Annotated in this window: 16 protein-coding genes; 11 read left to right on the forward strand and 5 right to left on the reverse strand. The window is 50.7% G+C overall.

Annotated elements, in window-relative coordinates:
* Positions 1–11: 11 nt before the first annotated feature.
* From KS4_RS17650 to KS4_RS11960, 7 genes are all read left to right on the forward strand, one after another.
* Positions 12–1,292 carry an ABC transporter ATP-binding protein gene (locus KS4_RS17650; RefSeq protein WP_200761205.1) on the forward strand — a complete coding sequence of 427 codons (1,281 nt, stop codon included), beginning with the start codon at positions 12–14 and terminating at the stop codon, positions 1,290–1,292.
* A gap of 12 nt (positions 1,293–1,304) precedes the next feature.
* Positions 1,305–2,240, forward strand: coding sequence for a glycosyltransferase family 2 protein (locus KS4_RS11935; protein ID WP_145078285.1), 936 nt, complete (start codon positions 1,305–1,307; stop codon positions 2,238–2,240).
* Between the two features lie 13 nt (positions 2,241–2,253).
* Complete coding sequence (locus KS4_RS11940; protein ID WP_200761206.1) at positions 2,254–3,195, forward strand: glycosyltransferase family 2 protein; 942 nt, start codon at positions 2,254–2,256, stop codon at positions 3,193–3,195.
* Positions 3,196–3,210: 15 nt separating this feature from the next.
* Positions 3,211–3,978: an FkbM family methyltransferase gene (locus KS4_RS11945; protein WP_145078291.1), complete on the forward strand. Its 768-nt coding sequence runs from the start codon at positions 3,211–3,213 to the stop codon at positions 3,976–3,978.
* Between the two features lie 13 nt (positions 3,979–3,991).
* Entirely contained in the window at positions 3,992–4,867 is an 876-nt protein-coding gene (locus KS4_RS11950) for a glycosyltransferase (protein ID WP_200761207.1), read from the forward strand.
* Positions 4,864–5,742: a glycosyltransferase family 2 protein gene (locus KS4_RS11955; protein ID WP_145078297.1), complete on the forward strand. Its 879-nt coding sequence runs from the start codon at positions 4,864–4,866 to the stop codon at positions 5,740–5,742. Before KS4_RS11950 ends, KS4_RS11955 begins: the two co-directional genes overlap by 4 nt.
* A gap of 306 nt (positions 5,743–6,048) precedes the next feature.
* Complete coding sequence (locus tag KS4_RS11960; RefSeq protein WP_145078300.1) at positions 6,049–6,972, forward strand: glycosyltransferase; 924 nt, start codon at positions 6,049–6,051, stop codon at positions 6,970–6,972.
* 124 nt (positions 6,973–7,096) lie between these two features.
* Here the strand turns inward: KS4_RS11960 and rpoD are convergent, their stop codons facing one another.
* Together rpoD and dnaG are read right to left on the reverse strand one after the other, a co-directional pair.
* Positions 7,097–8,914: an RNA polymerase sigma factor RpoD gene (gene rpoD, locus KS4_RS18070; protein WP_145078303.1), complete on the reverse strand. Its 1,818-nt coding sequence runs from the start codon at positions 8,912–8,914 to the stop codon at positions 7,097–7,099.
* A gap of 229 nt (positions 8,915–9,143) precedes the next feature.
* Positions 9,144–11,150: a DNA primase gene (gene dnaG, locus KS4_RS11970; protein ID WP_145078306.1), complete on the reverse strand. Its 2,007-nt coding sequence runs from the start codon at positions 11,148–11,150 to the stop codon at positions 9,144–9,146.
* 303 nt (positions 11,151–11,453) lie between these two features.
* On the opposite strand from dnaG, the gene KS4_RS11975 reads away from it, so the two are divergent.
* On the forward strand, positions 11,454–11,642 hold the full coding sequence (locus tag KS4_RS11975; RefSeq protein WP_145078309.1) for a hypothetical protein: 189 nt from the start codon (positions 11,454–11,456) through the stop codon (positions 11,640–11,642).
* A gap of 241 nt (positions 11,643–11,883) precedes the next feature.
* Here the strand turns inward: KS4_RS11975 and rpmB are convergent, their stop codons facing one another.
* The 3 genes from rpmB to KS4_RS11990 all read right to left on the reverse strand — a co-directional run bounded on the left by rpmB (position 11,884) and on the right by KS4_RS11990 (position 13,984).
* Positions 11,884–12,156 (reverse strand): 50S ribosomal protein L28, encoded by a 273-nt coding sequence (gene rpmB, locus KS4_RS11980; protein WP_145078312.1) that lies wholly within the window; start codon positions 12,154–12,156, stop codon positions 11,884–11,886.
* A 122-nt stretch (positions 12,157–12,278) separates the two neighbouring features.
* Complete coding sequence (locus KS4_RS11985; protein ID WP_145078315.1) at positions 12,279–13,301, reverse strand: zinc-binding dehydrogenase; 1,023 nt, start codon at positions 13,299–13,301, stop codon at positions 12,279–12,281.
* A 5-nt stretch (positions 13,302–13,306) separates the two neighbouring features.
* Positions 13,307–13,984 carry a hypothetical protein gene (locus tag KS4_RS11990; protein WP_145078318.1) on the reverse strand — a complete coding sequence of 226 codons (678 nt, stop codon included), beginning with the start codon at positions 13,982–13,984 and terminating at the stop codon, positions 13,307–13,309.
* A gap of 167 nt (positions 13,985–14,151) precedes the next feature.
* Between KS4_RS11990 and hflX the strand changes: the two genes are divergently transcribed.
* The 3 genes from hflX to KS4_RS12005 all read left to right on the forward strand — a co-directional run bounded on the left by hflX (position 14,152) and on the right by KS4_RS12005 (position 17,871).
* Positions 14,152–15,483, forward strand: a complete 1,332-nt coding sequence (gene hflX / locus KS4_RS11995) for a GTPase HflX (protein ID WP_234698800.1) — start codon at positions 14,152–14,154, stop codon at positions 15,481–15,483.
* Positions 15,484–15,840: 357 nt separating this feature from the next.
* Entirely contained in the window at positions 15,841–16,944 is a 1,104-nt protein-coding gene (locus KS4_RS12000; protein ID WP_145078321.1) for a Gfo/Idh/MocA family protein, read from the forward strand.
* 279 nt (positions 16,945–17,223) lie between these two features.
* Positions 17,224–17,871, forward strand: a complete 648-nt coding sequence (locus KS4_RS12005) for a ThuA domain-containing protein (RefSeq protein WP_145078324.1) — start codon at positions 17,224–17,226, stop codon at positions 17,869–17,871.
* Position 17,872: the final 1 nt, after the last annotated feature.

Genomic DNA, 17,872 nt, shown 5'->3' on the forward strand with positions numbered 1-17,872 from the left:
AAGGACTACAAATGAGTGACCCGGTCATCCAAGTAAATAATCTCAGCAAGCTCTACAACCGTGGGCAGCAATCAACGATTCACAAAAACTTCGTTGACACTTTCTCAAACCTCATCAATTTTCGTAACAGACAGAAAAACACGACCAACAAAAAAGAAAATCAATTCTGGGCTCTCGATAACATCAATTTCTCCCTGGCTTCAGGCGAATGCCTCGGCATCATCGGCCACAACGGTGCAGGAAAATCAACACTACTGAAAATCCTCTCTCGCATCACCGCCCCAACGCAAGGTCGCATCGAAATCGCAGGGCGTGTCGCATCACTTCTCGAAGTAGGCACCGGGTTTCATCCCGAACTGACCGGCCGTGAAAACATCTTTCTGAACGGCACCGTCCTCGGTATGACCCGCTCAGAAGTCAAACGAAAACTCGATGAAATCATCGAATTTTCTGGTGTTGCAGAAGCACTCGATACGCCAGTTAAACGTTACTCTTCAGGAATGCGTGTACGTCTCGCTTTCGCTGTCGCAGCCCACCTCGATCCCGAAATTCTTATCGTCGATGAAGTCCTCGCCGTTGGCGACATGGACTTCCAAAAGAAATGTCTCGGTAAAATGCAGCAAGCATACAAAGAAGATCGCACCGTGCTCTTCGTCTCTCACAATCTCTCAGCAGTCCAATCTCTATGCACCCGCTGTATCTGGCTCGACAATGGCCAAATTCGCGCGATGGGTGATACCGCAGATGTCATTGAACAATATCTCGCCACCGCTTCCGACCGATCAAGTTGCGATACAAAGAACAATAAACGCTATTACGACAAACATGGCATCGATGCACGCATAACCCGAATTGAACCCAGTATGCAGCACAATGCTGGCTTCTACTACAAACAACCACTTTCATTCAAGATCCACATCGACGCGAAATCTCATCATTTTAATCAGCGTTTCCGTGCTTCCATTCACGATCTCTCAGGCGGCACCATAATCACAAACTTCTCTACCCCCAATATCTCCCTCACTCCCGAACGTGATAATGTCTTCACTCTCACCATCCATGAAGAAAACCTGGTCCCAGGTTCGTACAAACTTTCCCTCTCAATTGGGCAAGGTATGCAAGATCAAGCCCGCGCCGACCTCGACACAATCGTCGACGGCCCAACATTTGCCATACACCCGCTCTCTCAAAATGGTCAAACCCTACACAACTGGTCACGCAATCTAGGCCCCCTCACTCACAACAATGTTTCAGTCATCAACGCATATGTCCATGAAAACAAGGCCGCCTAGTAAGGATCACAAATGCATATGCCATCACATAACCACACACCACTCGTCACCGTCGTTATCCCGACATGGAATGATGACCAATATATTAGTGAAGCAATCCAAAGTATACTCAAACAAACATTCACCGACTTCGAACTCATCATCGCTAACGATGGTTCAACAGACAATACACCTGTCATCGCAGAAAAATTTGCCAAGCAAGACGACCGCATCATCATCCTCAACAAGCCTCATTCCAATGGCTCTATCATTCGCAATCATGCACTCGAAATAACACGCGGCCAATTTACCGCTGTTATGGATGCCGACGACTATTCGGATCACACTCGGCTTGAAAAACAAGTGAATTTTCTTCTCGAAAACCCAGATCATGTCGCCGTCGGCTCATGGTTCGTCCGTGTTGATCCTGAAGGTAATACTCTTGGCATGAAAATGCTTCCCGAAACACACGAAGAAATCGACAGCTTACATATTGAAGGCAACGCCGGTGCGATCGCACACAGCTCTCTGATGTATCGTACTGATGCCTTCCGAGATATCGGCGGTTATAGCGAACGCCCATGCGCAACCGACTACGATCTCGCTTTAAAACTAGCTGAAAAAGGCAGAATCGCAAACCTCCCAGAGGTTCTCTACTACTGGCGTCAACACCTGAAATCAACATCATCGAACAAAAGCATAGAGCAAGCTCGTTGTGCTTTTCAAGCATGGATCGATGCCCGCAATCGCCGCGATCTTCCCATCGATCATAATACTGCGGAACGATTAGGTGACGAAATCAAAACGATGAAGCCCGCCACCAAAGCCCAAATTCTTTCCCTCTGGTCGCGTTATGCACTTCACTATGGTGAGCTTCCCGTTGCACGCAAACATGCCATGCACGCTCTTGCCCGCAACCCATTTTGCCTGCAAAACTGGCGCATTTTCAAATGGTCACTCACGGGTTAATCGGATTAAACAAATGACGCAATACCTAACAAACAACACGACAACTCACAGTCCTTTAATCTCCGTATTGATGCCCGTTTACAATGCGCAGGACTATCTTACTGAAGCCATCGAATCAATTCTCAATCAAACAAGCTCTGATTTTGAGCTTATTTGTATCAACGATGGATCGACCGATGATTCTCTCTCCATCCTCAATGGCTACCAAAAATGTGATCCACGTATCATTGTTCTATCCCAGGAAAATCAAGGTGTTGTCGGCTCAAGAAACAATGCTCTAACTCATGCTAAGGGAGAGTTTATCGCACTTATGGACGCTGATGATCTCTGTGATCCGACACGCTTCGAAAAGCAGATTGGTTTCCTCAAAGCCAATCCCGATCACGTTGCAGTCGGATCCTACCTCATCCGTTCTGACCCCTATGGTTCACCCGCTGGCATGCAAAAACCGCCACTAAACCACGAAACGATCGAATCGGCACTCATCCAGGGCGACGGCTCCGCTATTACACAAGCCACAATGATGATCCGCACCCATGCTCTTAAAGCAATCAACGGCTGGTCACCAGAATACAACTTTGTAGAAGACCTAGATATGCAAATCCGCCTGAGTGAATTGGGCAAACTTGCAAATCTTCCAGAGGCGCTTTTTACTTATCGCCGCCACATGAACTCATTCTGCTTTCGCAACTATAAATCCATGACGACACAAATCGCAGACATCCTTAACCAAGCTTACAAGCGTAGAAATCTTGATAAGCAAGTAACACTGTATCAAGTTCGTCCAGACCTAAATCAGAAGCATAATCCTGCAGATATTTATCGCAACTGGGCATATCACGCTATCGAGAACCGCAATCGTCTCATTGCCTGCAAACATGCTTTGAATGCCCTACGCCGCGACCCGTTTAACACTAAATCCTGGAAAGTAGCCTACTGCTCACTAAGCGCTTAATAGGTTAAGAAGAATATGTCGTTCCACACGATCAAACAAAAATACTGGACCATGCTTAACAAAATTGAGCAGCGTCGGCATCCCTACGAGACGGTTTTATCTCCCCACGATTGGCAATCCGCTATCGATAGCCTTCTCCCACACAACACGCCAATCACACTTGTAGACGGCGGTGCCCACGACGGCATCTTTGCCAAGCAATACGCACAGAATTTCTCCAACATACACATTCATGCCTTCGAGCCCAATACGGAACTTGCTGGCAAACTCAGCGGCAATCTCTCAGGTATTCCGCACACCATCAATCATACTGCACTCGGCAACACCGTTGGCTCAACCACATTCAATATTGGCGATTCACCCATGACATCATCCGTCCTAAACTCCAATCAGAACGGTCGACAGTTTTATCACGATGTCATCAATCCCAAAGAATCTCGCACCATCCCCATCACCACACTCGATCACTACGCAAAAAAACACAATATCCAGCACATCCACATTCTCAAGCTTGACCTTCAAGGCTACGAGCTTCACGCACTCCAAGGCGCGGAAAAACTCCTCAAAAACAAGCAGATTTCATGCATTTTCACAGAAATCAACTTCATGCCCTTCTATGATGGCTCCGCTCTTTTCTCTGACCTCGATCAATATCTTCGTCCACTTGGATATCAATTACATAATCTCTACAACCTCGCAACACGCAATCACAACAATCAACTTAGCGGCGGCGACGCACTTTTTATCACCGAACAATTACAACAACAAACTATCGCAGCATAATTGGCTTTACATGATGAACACTAAAAAATATCCAATCACAGCCATCATCATCTACCGCAACGAGAAGCATTTGCTCACCAACTGCCTCGAAGCACTCCATTGGTGCGATGAAATCATCACTATCGACATGCAATCGACCGATGGCTCCAATGTCGTTGCGAACAAATATGCAAACCGCCAATTCGAGGTAGACCCCTACCCTATCGCCGAACCTACGCGCGTCGAAGCTGCTAAACACGCAAAAAACGATTGGATTTTCTTTGTTGATCCCGACGAGATTATCCCTCCAGATCTTTCAGAAGATATCATCGATGCAATCGAAACCAGCCCACAAGTTGGTGTTATTCAAATTCCGATCCGCTTCTACTTCAAGCGCAGAATGCTTACCGGCACTGTCTGGGGCACATCAACTCACGTCTCCAAAATCGCCAACCGCAAGCGTGCAAACATACTCCCGCTCTGTAACCGCCTCATGGAACCACGCGAAAACTACGAAAATTATCGCATCCCTCATCGTCCACTCAACCACATGATCCACCTTTGGTCCGATTCATATCGCGATCTTTGCCACAAACACTTCGTACGATACCCACATCTTGAAGCGAAGGCCAAAGTCACTCGAGGCGAATCTTTCTCATTGTCACGCGGATTTATAGAGCCATTCAACGAACTTAAAATATGCCTTCGTGATTTCGACGGCTGGCGTCTTGGCCCACGTGGATTCGCACTATCCATTATTTATTTCATCTACACCATTGCGTCAATTTGGCTCATGCTCAGATATCAGGGTAAAGTCACCCCCAACGACACCCAATCGCATCACTCCTCACCACAGCTTCGCGAAGTTAACCCCGCAACCAAATCTTCCCACGCAAGGAGCGCAGCATGAGCACCCACAGCCTCCCGCGCATCACGGTCATCACCCCATCATTTAATCAAGCTATTTTCCTTGAACGTACCATCCGTTCTGTATTGGATCAGAACTACCCTAATCTTCAATACGGCATCGTCGACGGCGGCTCAACGGATGGGTCTGCAGCCATCATCGAGAAATATCAAGATCAACTCGACTTCGCAATCATTGAATCCGACAACGGCCAAGTCGACGCGATCAACAAAGGCTTACGTCGCGCTAACGGCGACATTCTCTGTTACCTCAACTCTGACGATACATTCCTTCCCGGTTCACTCTTCTCAATCGCCAACTATTTCATAGAAAACTCAACCTGCAATTGGCTCATTGGTAATTGCGTTGAAATCGACGCTGACGATAAGCCGCTTCGCCGTCTCAACACAACCCCCGTCAACACACTCGCCCATGCGTTGATTAGATCCCAGCGTCTTGAAATCCCTCAACCCGCTATCTTTTGGCGTAAATCACTCACCGATCAACTCGGACTCTTTGACGAATCATACAACTTCGCATTCGACTACGATCTCTGGTGCCGTTTCCTCGCCGCAGGCCAAACACTTCACAAAATCAATGTCGACCTCGCCACTTATCGCCTCCACGATCAATCTAAAACCTGTTCACTCCAGATTGGCTTCATCGAAAATCATCTCCGTATCGAAAAGCATCACGCACATCTCTTGCAACTCAAGGATCGTGTAAAGCTCTCTCGCTTTTTAGGTTACCGCCATCGCCAGTATGCACTTCTCCAAACGACAGGCCGCCCATGGAAGCATATCCTCACACATCCATGGTGGCTCGCCTCGCAGCAAATTTGGAGCCGTCTTCTCTCACCATTGCCACAAACCACTTAGTAACGTCCCAATAACCAACCCACCCTTACGTACGTCCAGATAAATTCTCCTCTGCCCTATCGATCACTCACGATAACAATACTGCTATCCACCTTATTATTGTGACCCTGAAAAAACTTGACGTTTGTAACGATTATTTCGATTGCAACGTTAACTCTCCCACATCCTGCGCCGATATAACCTGTGAAGACGCAAACGATATGGCCTGTTTCTACCAACACCATATCACAACAAAAGAGGCTCAGTTCATTCCATCAATTCTGCTTATCAATCACATCGCGTAGTTTCATGTGAGGGAAACGAACCATGAATAATCACAACGACAATCAACCACGCATCACCATTATCACACCATCCTTCAATCAAGCTCAATACCTCGAACGCTCCATCTGCTCGGTTATCGATCAAGGCTATGAAAACCTCGAATACTTCGTCATAGACGGTGGATCGACTGACGGATCGCAAACCATCATCGATTTTTATAAAGATGACATCACCTGGTCAGCCTCGTACCAGAACCTCAACGCCGCACAAGCCATCAATAAAGCCTACGAAAAAGCCACAGGCGACATCATCGCCATCCTCTCCTCAGACGACATCTACCTCCCGGGTACTCTTCAAGACATCGCACACAAATTCACCAAGAACCCCGACATCGCATGGCTTACAGGCAACATCCGCCGTATCGACAATCACGACAATAATCTCGGCAAATTCACTGCCACCATGCCCGATGACTTCGCCGCATTCCTAATCCAAGATACAAGCTATACCAGCGGAGCCGCCACTTTCTTCCGCACCTCACTCCTGAAGAAACGCCAACAACTCCTCGATTCCTCACTCAACTATGCACACGAATTCGATCTCGCCTGCTACTGTATTGATCAAGGTCACCTCCCCTATATCTTCAAGAAAACCCTCACCGCTAAACGCGAACACCCACTCAGCAAATCTTCAACCTACACGCTCAAACGTGGCGAAGAATTCGTCACTGTCTGCGAACGATATATCGACGACCTCCCCATCTCCGATCGCTATAACGTTTGGCATAATTGCCAGCAACGACGAAAAATTTTCGACCTTGCCAACCTCGAATCTCAAACCTCACAGACACGCTCATTCCTCTGGAAGCAGCTCCTACAACGACCATCTTGGCTCGCTAGCGACAACTACCGCCAATCACTCCTCAACGATATCACTCAATCCGCTCCACTACGAAATGCAGCATAAGCCTCTCTCTCCTACCAACGTTTATGCAAAACACACAACGTCTCCAAACACAAAACACAATCCTCACAGAAAAAGCTGCCATTTTTGGCAGCTTTTTCATTATCTTTAATCGTCTAATACTTGATTAGTTCAAGATTTCTTCACTCGTCCCGTCAAGGAAACCAGCCAGTTTTCTTGCTCGAACCGGGTGCTGTAATTTCCGGATGGCTTTCGCTTCAACCTGACGCACACGTTCACGCGTCACCTTGAAGATACGGCCAACCTCTTCCAACGTATACGTATAACCGTCACCAATACCATACCGCAGCTTAATAATCTCACGCTCACGATACGTCAACGTCTTCAAAACCTGTTCAATTCGGTTCCGCAGCATCTCGCTCGTCGCGCTATCCGTCGGGCTTGTTGCCGATTCATCCTCAATGAAATCACCGAAGTACGAATCTTCACTCTCACCAACAGGCCGGTCCAAACTGATCGGGTGACGTGAAATTTTCATCACACGACGCGCCTCGCTCACAGGCATCTTTGCTGCTTCCGCAATCTCTTCGATCGTCGGCTCGCGCCCAAGATCCTGCAGCAAGTTCTTCGCAATATTACGCAGCTTGCTCATCGTTTCAATCATGTGCACCGGAATACGAATCGTTCTTGCATGATCCGCAATCGCACGCGTAATCGCCTGACGAATCCACCACGTTGCGTACGTCGAGAACTTGTAGCCACGCTTATATTCATACTTATCAACCGCACGCATCAACCCCGTATTGCCTTCCTGAATAATATCCAAGAAGCTCAAACCGCGATTACGATACTTCTTCGCGATCGACACAACCAACCTTAAGTTACCACCTGACAAATCACGTTTCGCCGACTCATATTCATCGAATACAGTCGTAACATCCTTCACACGTGACGCCAATTCATCCGAGTCTTCCAGAACTAATGATCGCAAGCCAACCAATTCCTCACGCATCACCATCACATCTTCTGGATCATAGCGATCTGGGAATTTCTCAGCATTATCCGTTCGCTTCTCAAGATCTTTCATCTTATTTGAGATCGAACGCAGCTTTTTAAGCAGCGGCTGAACCTTCGACGTACGCAATGACAATTCTTCAATCAACGTCACGATCTTACGTCTTCTCACACGGATACGGTTGATCATCTTAACCGCTTCCGCCTTCTTCACGCCGCCCTCTTCCATCTTGTCCCAATCATTGCGATTCATATCCAGTAACCGCTTGATTGTTTTCAGATTCACCGGGATACGTGCAGCGATCTTGCTCTTCGCATCTTCCTCAGCCGTCGAGATCTTCATCGTACGGTCAAAAGGCAGTTCGCCTTCATCAACCATCTCCAGAATCTCAATCACTTGGCTAATCGCATAATCATTCTCAAGCACTTTTCGCCTGAAAATCATCCGAGTCGTTTCAATCTTCTTCGCCAAACGAATCTCTTCGTCGCGAGTCAGCAAACTGATCTCACCCATCTGCGTCAAATACATACGCACCGGGTCATCAATCCGCCTGTGACCTGATTCATTCAAAGCCACAGCCAACTCATGTCGCATCTGCTCTTGCGTCAGCAGATCCGTACCACCACTACTCTCTTCCTCTGTTTCCTCATCGGAAACTTCTTCTTCATCATCCACCGCCGCTTGTTCATCGTCGACCGGGATCTCTTCCACAGCCGCCTTCTTATTATCAGGAGCCGCATCGGCCTCCTCGATTACGTCCACTTTCTTCTTTGGCTTGAACTTCTCAGGAACCTGCAGGTTGTTGTATAAACCAACACCATCAAGCTCCATCACTGATAGTAAGCCTTCAACTTTCACCGGATCAACATACTCGTCCGGCAACAAGGCGTTCATCTGATCAAACGTGATAAAACCACGCTCGCGACCAAAACCTAACAATTCTTCTACCGCAGGATGCAACACGTCCATCAAGCTGCTACCTACCTCTCTTTTATAGTTCACTCGCGCCCAGCTTTCGCCAGACAGCCATTTCACTCGATGCTAACCGTCCGATGCTTCAGCCCAATCTATCCATCCGTTAGATCTCTAACAGACATCAGAACCAGACCTAGACCACACACACTCGTCCTGAATGTGCGCCCGCAACGCCGCGGGCCTTGTCTTTCTCATCACTAATACCCATCGGGTATCAGCCTCACTAATCACGTCTCACTCTTGCAATTCGCACTGGAGATGGGTTCATCCGACGGTTCTCGACAAGTGCATTCATTAACCGCAACTTGTCCTCTTCTGTTTGTGAACCCGCTCGTCCCTCAGCCTGCAAATGCCGACGTTGTTCTTCATATTCCTTCTCACGACGACGCGATACAATCTTCTTCACTGCCTCGTGAAACATCTCCCTCACCTCATCACCATCACCAATCCCATACCGATCCAGCTCCATCTCAATCTCGGTCACAAGACGAACCAGATCCTCTCGCCCACCACTCGCAAGATCAGCGATCAGACTCGTAACACTCAGTTCCTGTCCTTCGCTTAATCTGTCGTATATTTCCTGATACAGCATCCGATGCTGTTGTTCTTCCATCTCAGCAGGCAGAATCGCTTCATCAAACACCACTTCGTAAATACCCGCCTGCTCATCACCCATCTGAACCGACTCATGGAACAATCCATGCTCTCGAATCAGGCATCCCATGACCTGACGCTCGGCTTCCCTTACTGATTTAAGTTTATGCCCCATTTCCCTTCCGGCAACTTGATTACCAACTCTTTTTTCAGTGTATTCCCCTACCCCACTACCCTCTCCCGCATAAGCAGACTCTCCACCATTCAACCCACCCATTTCCTCACCCCGAGGCCGCCGATACTGCTCTACCCTCGCCGCCTTCGCACTAATCAACTGTCCCACCGCCTCTTCACTCATCCCCAATAATCCAGCCATCTGACGTATCACAAGCGCCCGACGTATCGCACCCGTCTTACCCAACCCCATCTGCACCATCCGATCAATAAACCCTTCCGCAATCCGCTCTCGGCCCGTCACCGTGTCATTCCCCGCCATCTGTTCTTTCAACCGACTAAACAAGAAACTCAGCGCATCTTCCGCACCCGTTACAAACCCATCCCATTTCTCACGCCCACCCTCTTCCTTCATCAAGCTGTCCGGGTCATGCCCGTTCGGCAACACCGCAATCGCAACATCAATCTCACCCGTCAAAAAGACCTCAGCCGCGCGATCCGCCGCCTTCTGACCCGCCTCATCCGCATCAAAAATCAGCACAACCTTCTCAGCATATCTTCGCAACTCACCCGCATGCTCACGCGTCAACGCCGTCCCCAGCGTTGCCACCACATTCTTCGCTCCCGCCTGATGACACGCAATCACATCCGTATACCCCTCCACAATTACCGCCGTCCGACTATCAATGATCGGCTTCTTCGCCGCATGCAGCCCATACAACGTCCGACTCTTATTGAACAGCTTCGTCTCAGGACTATTCAGATACTTCGGCTCATCCTCTTCTCTTAACTTCCTTCCCCCAAACGCGATCGGCCTCCCAATTGCATCGAAAATCGGGAAAATTAACCGGTGCCGCATCCGATCATAAAGACTCCCATCCTGACGCCGACCAACCAACCCCGCCAACTCAAAACCCCTCACATCCCAGCCTCTTTTTGCGATCACCTGCGCCAAACCATCCCACGCATCTACACTCACACCGACCCCAAACACCTCCATCATCTCATCGCTGATCTCACGCTTCCCAACATATTCTCTGCCCACCGCCCCATGCCGTTCATGCCCATACATCGCACGGAAAAACTTCACCGCAATCTCATTCGCCTCCCCAATCAATTGCCTTTCCCCCTTCGCCTCCATCTGCTGCTTCGTCATCTTCTCACGCGTCAGTTCAATCCCCGCACGCTCAGCCAAATGCTCCAACGCCTCCGGAAACGACATCTTGTGATAATTCATCACAAACGTGAACACATCGCCGCCCGCGCCACAGCTAAAGCACTTATAAATCTGCTTCTGAGGTGAGACAAACATCGACGGATTTTTGTCTTCATGAAACGGACACAAGCACGCAAACTCACGACCCTTAGGCCGAAGCTGCACCTGCTCGCCGATCAAACGAACGATATCCGTCGCCGCCTGCACTTCGAGTTTTTGATCCTCACGAATCACCATCTCGTTCATCCATCAAAGCCCATCCCCACCTGTTTTAAGAGAATCATTCCTCAAACCCACGACAGCTGGTCATGGGGTGTCTTACAACCCAACCATCAATCGCCTGCAATAAAAATCATTACAAACGTTCAATGCATGCTAACCATATTGAAAGCAAGACTTATCAGGTTGAGCCTTCATCCTCTTAAATTGACGCATGAAATGCTTACACGTTCACTCATCCAAAGCTATCTCATTCCGTACAGAAAACGCGGCACAAAAACCGCCGTTTCAAACCAATCGCCATTGCACAACGACCGACACGAAACGTACATGACAGCTAAAATTCAGCGTAAACACCACGTCATCACGCGGGCTTCGTCCTCATATTCTAAAAAGGTTGTTGCTGCAGCCGCTGGATCAACCGAGTTGCGATTTTTGGGATGTTGCAACCTCACCGGTAGTCGCTGGCAGCGAATGAAAGTTCCCCAAGATTATCAAAAAATACGTTATCCTGAATAAATTTAAAAGATGATCTGACTTCAAACAGCTTAAAGTAACAATCTCATCCCGCTCAGGTCAAGTATTTTCGCCTCCCCAGTTTCCCTCACCCCTGATTTTTCCCCCGCCTTCCCAACGTACGCCGCCCACCTACTCTCCCGCAACCTAGGGCCCTAACTCACCCCCCACCCTTTGGATACGCCACATGGCGCAGCCGCCTAAAGCAACTCCGCCATGTTTAATCCTGTTCCAGAAACACAACTTATTCAGCAGCGGCTTCTGGTTTATATGCATATTTACGCTTCAGTGGCTTCACAACCAAACCGCTTTTAATCGCTTTGGTGCTCGCCTTAACCTTGCGAACCGTACCGTCAGGCATCAAAGCATTCACAGACTGAATGTTTGGCTTGAACTTACGCTTTGTCTTACCGGTAACCTTTGTACCGACACCACCCAAGTATTTAGCCTTACCACGGAGGGTATAGGTATTACCTGTTGAAGTACGGCGTCCTGTAAATTCACAAACTCGTGGCATGTCTTCACTCCAGTAAAGTAGAGCCGAATATTCTACAGATCAGCCCACTTCATGGCAAATCTACACTTCCTCCCCAAATTAATCCCCAACACGCTCATTCTAACCCTCAACCCCACCTCAACTCAAATACGCACCACAATTTTACCCCGCACATGACCCTCTTTCAGCCGCTCCAGCCCTGCAATCGCCCCTTCCAACCCCACAACTTCCCCCACCATCGCATCCAGATCCCCGCTCAACACCAGCTCCAGCAGCGTCTCCCCCATCTCCTTCAATACACATTGAGCCACGTAATCCCCACTCAAATACGCCCCGCCCAATGTGATCGCGTGCTGCGAGTACCCCCTCGCAAACCCATTGATACCGCTCGCATCCGCCATCCCCACCACATGCGCCACATGCCCCCCAAACGCGATCATCTCCAGCGCCGCCATCCCCGCGTCACCCCCCAGCGTATCCAGCACCACATCCACCCCTCTCCCATCGGTCAACGCCCTCACTCCCTCAGCCACATCCTCTTTCGTGTAGTCAATCACCTCATCCGCCCCCAAACCTTTAACGTAATCCACATTCCCACCGGAGCACGTCGCGATCACACGCATCCCACCCCTCTTCGCAATCTGTATCCCAAATCCCCCCACGCCCCCTGCCCCAGCCTGAATTAATACCGTATCCCCTTCCACCATCCCAACTTTTCTGTCCAGAGCCAATAGCGCCGTCATCCCCGCGCAAGGCAGCGCCGCCGCCTGCTCAAAGCTCACCCCCTCCGGCATCCGACTCACCACATGCCCCTTCACCACCACATACTCACCCAATCCTCCCTGCACCCGAATATCGTTATGCACCATCACCGCCTCGCCCCCCTCATACCCATCCTCACCACCGCACCCCTCACCCACTTCTTCCACCACACCCGCAACATCAACCCCTGGCACGTGTGGCCACGCCCATTCCTTCATCCCACCCTCAGCCAACTTGTAGTCCACAGGATTTAACCCACAACACACCACTTTCACCAACAACTCCCCATCACCTACCTCAGGCTTCTCCATCTCACCCAACTCCAGCGATCCCAAACCCGTCTTGTTCTGAAGCACTGCTCGCATATCCATTTCCTTTTCTGTATAGATCCACCCCTGAATCATATCCCTCACCCCATCCGCTCGAAGACCTCACCATACTTCTCTTTAGCCGCCACCAGATACGCCTCCCTCGCCGCAAATCGCGCCCGTTGTCGCCACTCAATATCCACCACAACAACCACACCGATTAGACACGCCCCACAAAGCCCCACTAATAGCCCATACTCACTCCACCCTCGCAACGTCTCGCTAAACCCATCATCCAAAACAAACGACACCATCCAGCACCCCCCAGCAAAATGCGTCAACCACCACATCACCCCAAAACACCAGACCTTCCTCCCCCATCGGCTCCATCGCCAAGCATGACCATCACTCACCCCCTCATTCGGCACACTCCCACGCCACCACTCCATCACCATCAGCGGCAACCCCACCCCATTCAGCCCCGGCAACAACCACGTCCAAATCAACCAATCTCCGTCAAAAAACAGCCGCTTCGCCCCCAGCCCTCGCACATTCTCATACACACGCACACCCCACCACATCAAGACCCATATCCCCAACACCCCCACACCCGCAACACCCATCACCCACCACTCCCAATGCGCCCATCCCATCACGCGCCAAACCAATCCCCCCCCCGCACCAACCCCCATCACCATCAGCAACGCGCACACCACCCCCACCAATCCTCCCATGGGCTTATATTCCTCAACCCCATATTTAAAACCTAAAATCCCCATACCTCAAACCTCCCTCGTAACACGGTGAATCGATGACAACCGCCACATCATAACCCCAGCCTTATCACGACACACGACTTTATAACAACTACAAACCATTAACTTACACTTCTCCTCACACCACCTCATTTCCCTCCCACCCCTTAAACCTCTAAAATACTCCTCCTATGACTCAAATGCAGCGTGAAGAACTTTCTGTCGACCAGGAAAAAGCCATCCTCGTTGGCTGCCTCCTCCCCAACGATCAAACCGACCCCAACGATCCGCTCGGTGAATTGCGATCCCTCGCATCCACCGCCGGCGCTATCGCCGTCGATGAAATCCTACAAAAACGCATGAAACCCGCCGCCAAGACCTTCATCGGCAAAGGCAAAGTCGAAGAAATTGCAGACCTCGTCAAAGCGCACGAAGCATCCGTCGTCCTCTTCGAAAACGATCTCTCTCCCTCACAAATCGGCAACATTGAGCAAGTCGTCGAATGCAAAGTTCTCGACCGCTCCGAACTCATCCTCGATATCTTCGCAGCCCGTGCACAGACCCACGAAGCCCGCCTTCAAGTCGAACTCGCACAGCTCATCTACACCTACCCTCGTCTCCGCGCCATGTGGTCACACCTCGAGCGCATCGCAGGCGGCGCCCCCGCCGGCATCGGAACCCGAGGCCCCGGCGAGCAGCAACTCGAAATCGACCGCCGTATCGTTCAGAAAAAGAAAACCCAACTTCGCCGCCAAATCGCTGACATCCAAGCCCGCAAAACACGCGAAGTCGCCGCACGCAACAAAGAAAACTACACCGTCGGACTCGTCGGCTACACCAATGCCGGCAAATCAACATTCTTCAACACCGCAACCGACGGCGGCGTCTACGCCGACGACAAACTCTTCGCCACTCTCTCAACACGAACACGCAAATGGAACCTCGGTGACGGCGACGCCGTCATGCTCTCCGACACCGTCGGCTTCGTCCGCAACCTGCCCCACCACCTCGTCGCCTCATTCCGCGCTACCCTCGAAGAATCCATCCACTCCGACCTCCTCCTCATCGTCCTCGACGTCGCCAACCCGCGTGCCATCCAAGAACTCGACACCGTCATGCAAGTCCTCGATGACATCGGCGCAACCGAACAACCCCGCGCACTCCTCCTCAACAAAATCGACAAGCTCGATCACAACGCAGACATCCTCTACTTCCAGCAAAAATACCCCGAAGCACTACCCATCTCCGCAGCAACAGGCAAAGGCTTCGCCGAAGTCGTCGAATTTATCCGTGAACGATCCAACGGCTCATCCCGCGAAATCCCCCTCACACTCAACATCGCCGACGGCAAATCAATCCAATACCTCGAATCACGCACGACCGTCCTCAACAGGGAATACCTCGACGACAAAGTCACACTCACCGTCCGCATCGGACGCAATCAACTCGACCAACTTCGCGCCATAGGCACAACCGCCAAGCTCCCCGACGACCTCAACACCAAAGGCGGCTGGGGCCGTTAACCAAAACCAAAACTCACTCAACGCGACCCACAACGTCGCGTTTTTTTTACCCCCAGCCATGACCTCCTCAAGCTAACCTCTTCACGGTTTCCAGACCCCAAACACGATCACCACATTACTCTTACAAAAACATTTCGCCACTTCATCCACATGCATTCCCCTGCACCTCTCTCCCCCTTACAATGCACCCTTCACTTAGAGCAGGCTGCGCCACGACTTGCTGTATAAGTTACTGGCGTAATCAACCGCAGTACCGTCTGAGGAATATTCTGACACAACGGCTTACCGGCCTACGCAGTAGGTATTGACACAAAACGCTCTAACATACATATATCAACCATGTGGAGGTGCTTGATCATGACTCGTCCCCTAAACGTCGCTATCGTAGGCGCCGGCATCATTTCCGATGCCTACCTCAAAGCCGCCAAAGATTTCAACCATATCAATATCACAACCTGCGCTGACCTCAACCCCGATGCAGCCAAAGCAAAAGCCAAAACCTACAACATCCAATCACAAACGCTCGACGACACCTTCAACAATCCCAACGTCGATATCATCCTCAATCTCACCATCCCCAAAGCCCACACCGAAGTGAACCTCCGCGCACTCAACGCAGGCAAGCACGTTTACCTCGAAAAACCGCTCGCACTCGATCTCGATGAAGCCAAAACCGTCCTCGAAACCGCAAGAGCATCTAATCTGCGCATAGGTTGTGCCCCCGACACATTCTTCGGCGGCTCACACCAAACCTGCCGACAACTCATCGACGATGACGCCATCGGCACCCCTACCTCCGGCACTGCTTTCATGCTCTCTTCCGGTCCCGAGTCTTGGCACGGCGCTCCCGACTTCTATTACAAACCCGGTGGCGGCCCTCTCTTCGACATGGGCCCATACTACCTCACCGCCCTCATCAACCTCCTCGGCCCAATCGAACAAGTCATCGCCTACACCACACGTAAATCGCCAACCCGAACCTGTACCGCCGAAGCAACCAACGGACACATCATCTCCGTCGAAGTCGATACCCACATCGCCGCACTACTCAAATTCGAAAACGGCTCCATCATCAACCTCATCATGAGCTTCGACATCCAAAACCACTCGCTCCCGCCCATCGAAATCCACGGCACTACCGGCTCACTCTCCGTCCCCGATCCCAACGGCTTCGGCGGCGACATCAAACTCACCAACATCCACTCCGATCACCCACACGAATGGCAAACCATTACCCCCACCCTACCCTACCTCGATAACCATCGATCCATCGGCCTCGACGACATGGCCAACGCCATCATCCACAACACCCCACACCGCGCCTCCGCCGAACTCGCCTTCCACGTTCTTGAAGCCATGTCCGCCATCCTCAAGTCTGGCAACGAAAACAAACCCATCAATCTAACCAGCCGATGCACCAGACCTCAACCTTTACACCCCGCGCCCCAACCAACCAGCTAACCACATCCCAAACAAGCCCACACGTTCTACGTGTGGGATAACGTAAAGCTAAAAAAACACTCCCACAATCTACCTCAGCAAAACCCACACAAATACGGCACGTTCCGTAACGTGATAAAAGAGACAAAACCAAATAAATATCACACCAACCCCATATCCTCAAGCCTGCCACCGCCGGTGGCAGGGTGTTTGAAACAAGCACGCTCGACCCCCTACAAAGCAAGCCTCAAAGGCGCGATACCAAAACACCTTCGACATAAAAACCAATAAGTAATCATTATGAAAAAAGCAGCAATCTTCTTCGGCGGATGGGACGGACATGAACCCGAACAAACAACCGCAATCGTCAAAAAGCTTCTCGAAACCGAAAACTTCGAAGTACACACCTACAACACACTCGACCTCCTCGAAGACAAATCACAATTCGAAGACTTCAGCCTGATCATCATGAATTGGACGATGGGCGAAATTTCCTTCCCTGCCATCGAAGGCCTCCGCGATCTCATCGCCTCCGGCATCGGTCTCGCAGGATGGCACGGCGGCATGGGCGACGCCTTCCGCAACAACGCCGAATTCCAGTTCATCGTCGGCGGGCAATTCGTCGCACACCCCGACAATATCCGTGACTACACCGTCAACATCTCCAACACCCAAGACCCTATCACGCAGGACCTCACCGACTTCCCCATGCACTCCGAACAGTATTACATGCACACCGACCCCTCCAACCAGGTCCTCGCCACCACAACCTTCTCTAGCATCGAATCCCATCCTTGGGTCAATGGCACAACCATCCCCGTCGTCTGGAAACGCACCTACGACAAAGGCAAAATCTTCTACTCCTCACTCTGCCACGTCGCCGCCGACTTCGACGTCCCCCAAGCCAAAGAACTCCTCCGCCGCGGCATGCTCTGGGCCGCCAAATAAC

This window comes from Poriferisphaera corsica, assembly GCF_007747445.1.
Lineage (GTDB): Bacteria > Planctomycetota > Phycisphaerae > Phycisphaerales > Phycisphaeraceae > Poriferisphaera > Poriferisphaera corsica.

Coding starts and splice junctions, on each gene's coding strand:
- KS4_RS17650 (WP_200761205.1), top strand. CDS start 12: ATGAGTGACCCGGTCATCCAAGTAAATAATCTCAGCAAGCTCTACAAC.
- KS4_RS11935 (WP_145078285.1), top strand. CDS start 1,305: ATGCATATGCCATCACATAACCACACACCACTCGTCACCGTCGTTATC.
- KS4_RS11940 (WP_200761206.1), top strand. CDS start 2,254: ATGACGCAATACCTAACAAACAACACGACAACTCACAGTCCTTTAATC.
- KS4_RS11945 (WP_145078291.1), top strand. CDS start 3,211: ATGTCGTTCCACACGATCAAACAAAAATACTGGACCATGCTTAACAAA.
- KS4_RS11950 (WP_200761207.1), top strand. CDS start 3,992: ATGAACACTAAAAAATATCCAATCACAGCCATCATCATCTACCGCAAC.
- KS4_RS11955 (WP_145078297.1), top strand. CDS start 4,864: ATGAGCACCCACAGCCTCCCGCGCATCACGGTCATCACCCCATCATTT.
- KS4_RS11960 (WP_145078300.1), top strand. CDS start 6,049: ATGAATAATCACAACGACAATCAACCACGCATCACCATTATCACACCA.
- rpoD (WP_145078303.1), bottom strand. CDS start 8,914: ATGGACGTGTTGCATCCTGCGGTAGAAGAATTGTTAGGTTTTGGTCGC.
- dnaG (WP_145078306.1), bottom strand. CDS start 11,150: ATGAACGAGATGGTGATTCGTGAGGATCAAAAACTCGAAGTGCAGGCG.
- KS4_RS11975 (WP_145078309.1), top strand. CDS start 11,454: ATGACAGCTAAAATTCAGCGTAAACACCACGTCATCACGCGGGCTTCG.
- rpmB (WP_145078312.1), bottom strand. CDS start 12,156: ATGCCACGAGTTTGTGAATTTACAGGACGCCGTACTTCAACAGGTAAT.
- KS4_RS11985 (WP_145078315.1), bottom strand. CDS start 13,301: ATGATTCAGGGGTGGATCTATACAGAAAAGGAAATGGATATGCGAGCA.
- KS4_RS11990 (WP_145078318.1), bottom strand. CDS start 13,984: ATGGGGATTTTAGGTTTTAAATATGGGGTTGAGGAATATAAGCCCATG.
- hflX (WP_234698800.1), top strand. CDS start 14,152: ATGACTCAAATGCAGCGTGAAGAACTTTCTGTCGACCAGGAAAAAGCC.
- KS4_RS12000 (WP_145078321.1), top strand. CDS start 15,841: ATGACTCGTCCCCTAAACGTCGCTATCGTAGGCGCCGGCATCATTTCC.
- KS4_RS12005 (WP_145078324.1), top strand. CDS start 17,224: ATGAAAAAAGCAGCAATCTTCTTCGGCGGATGGGACGGACATGAACCC.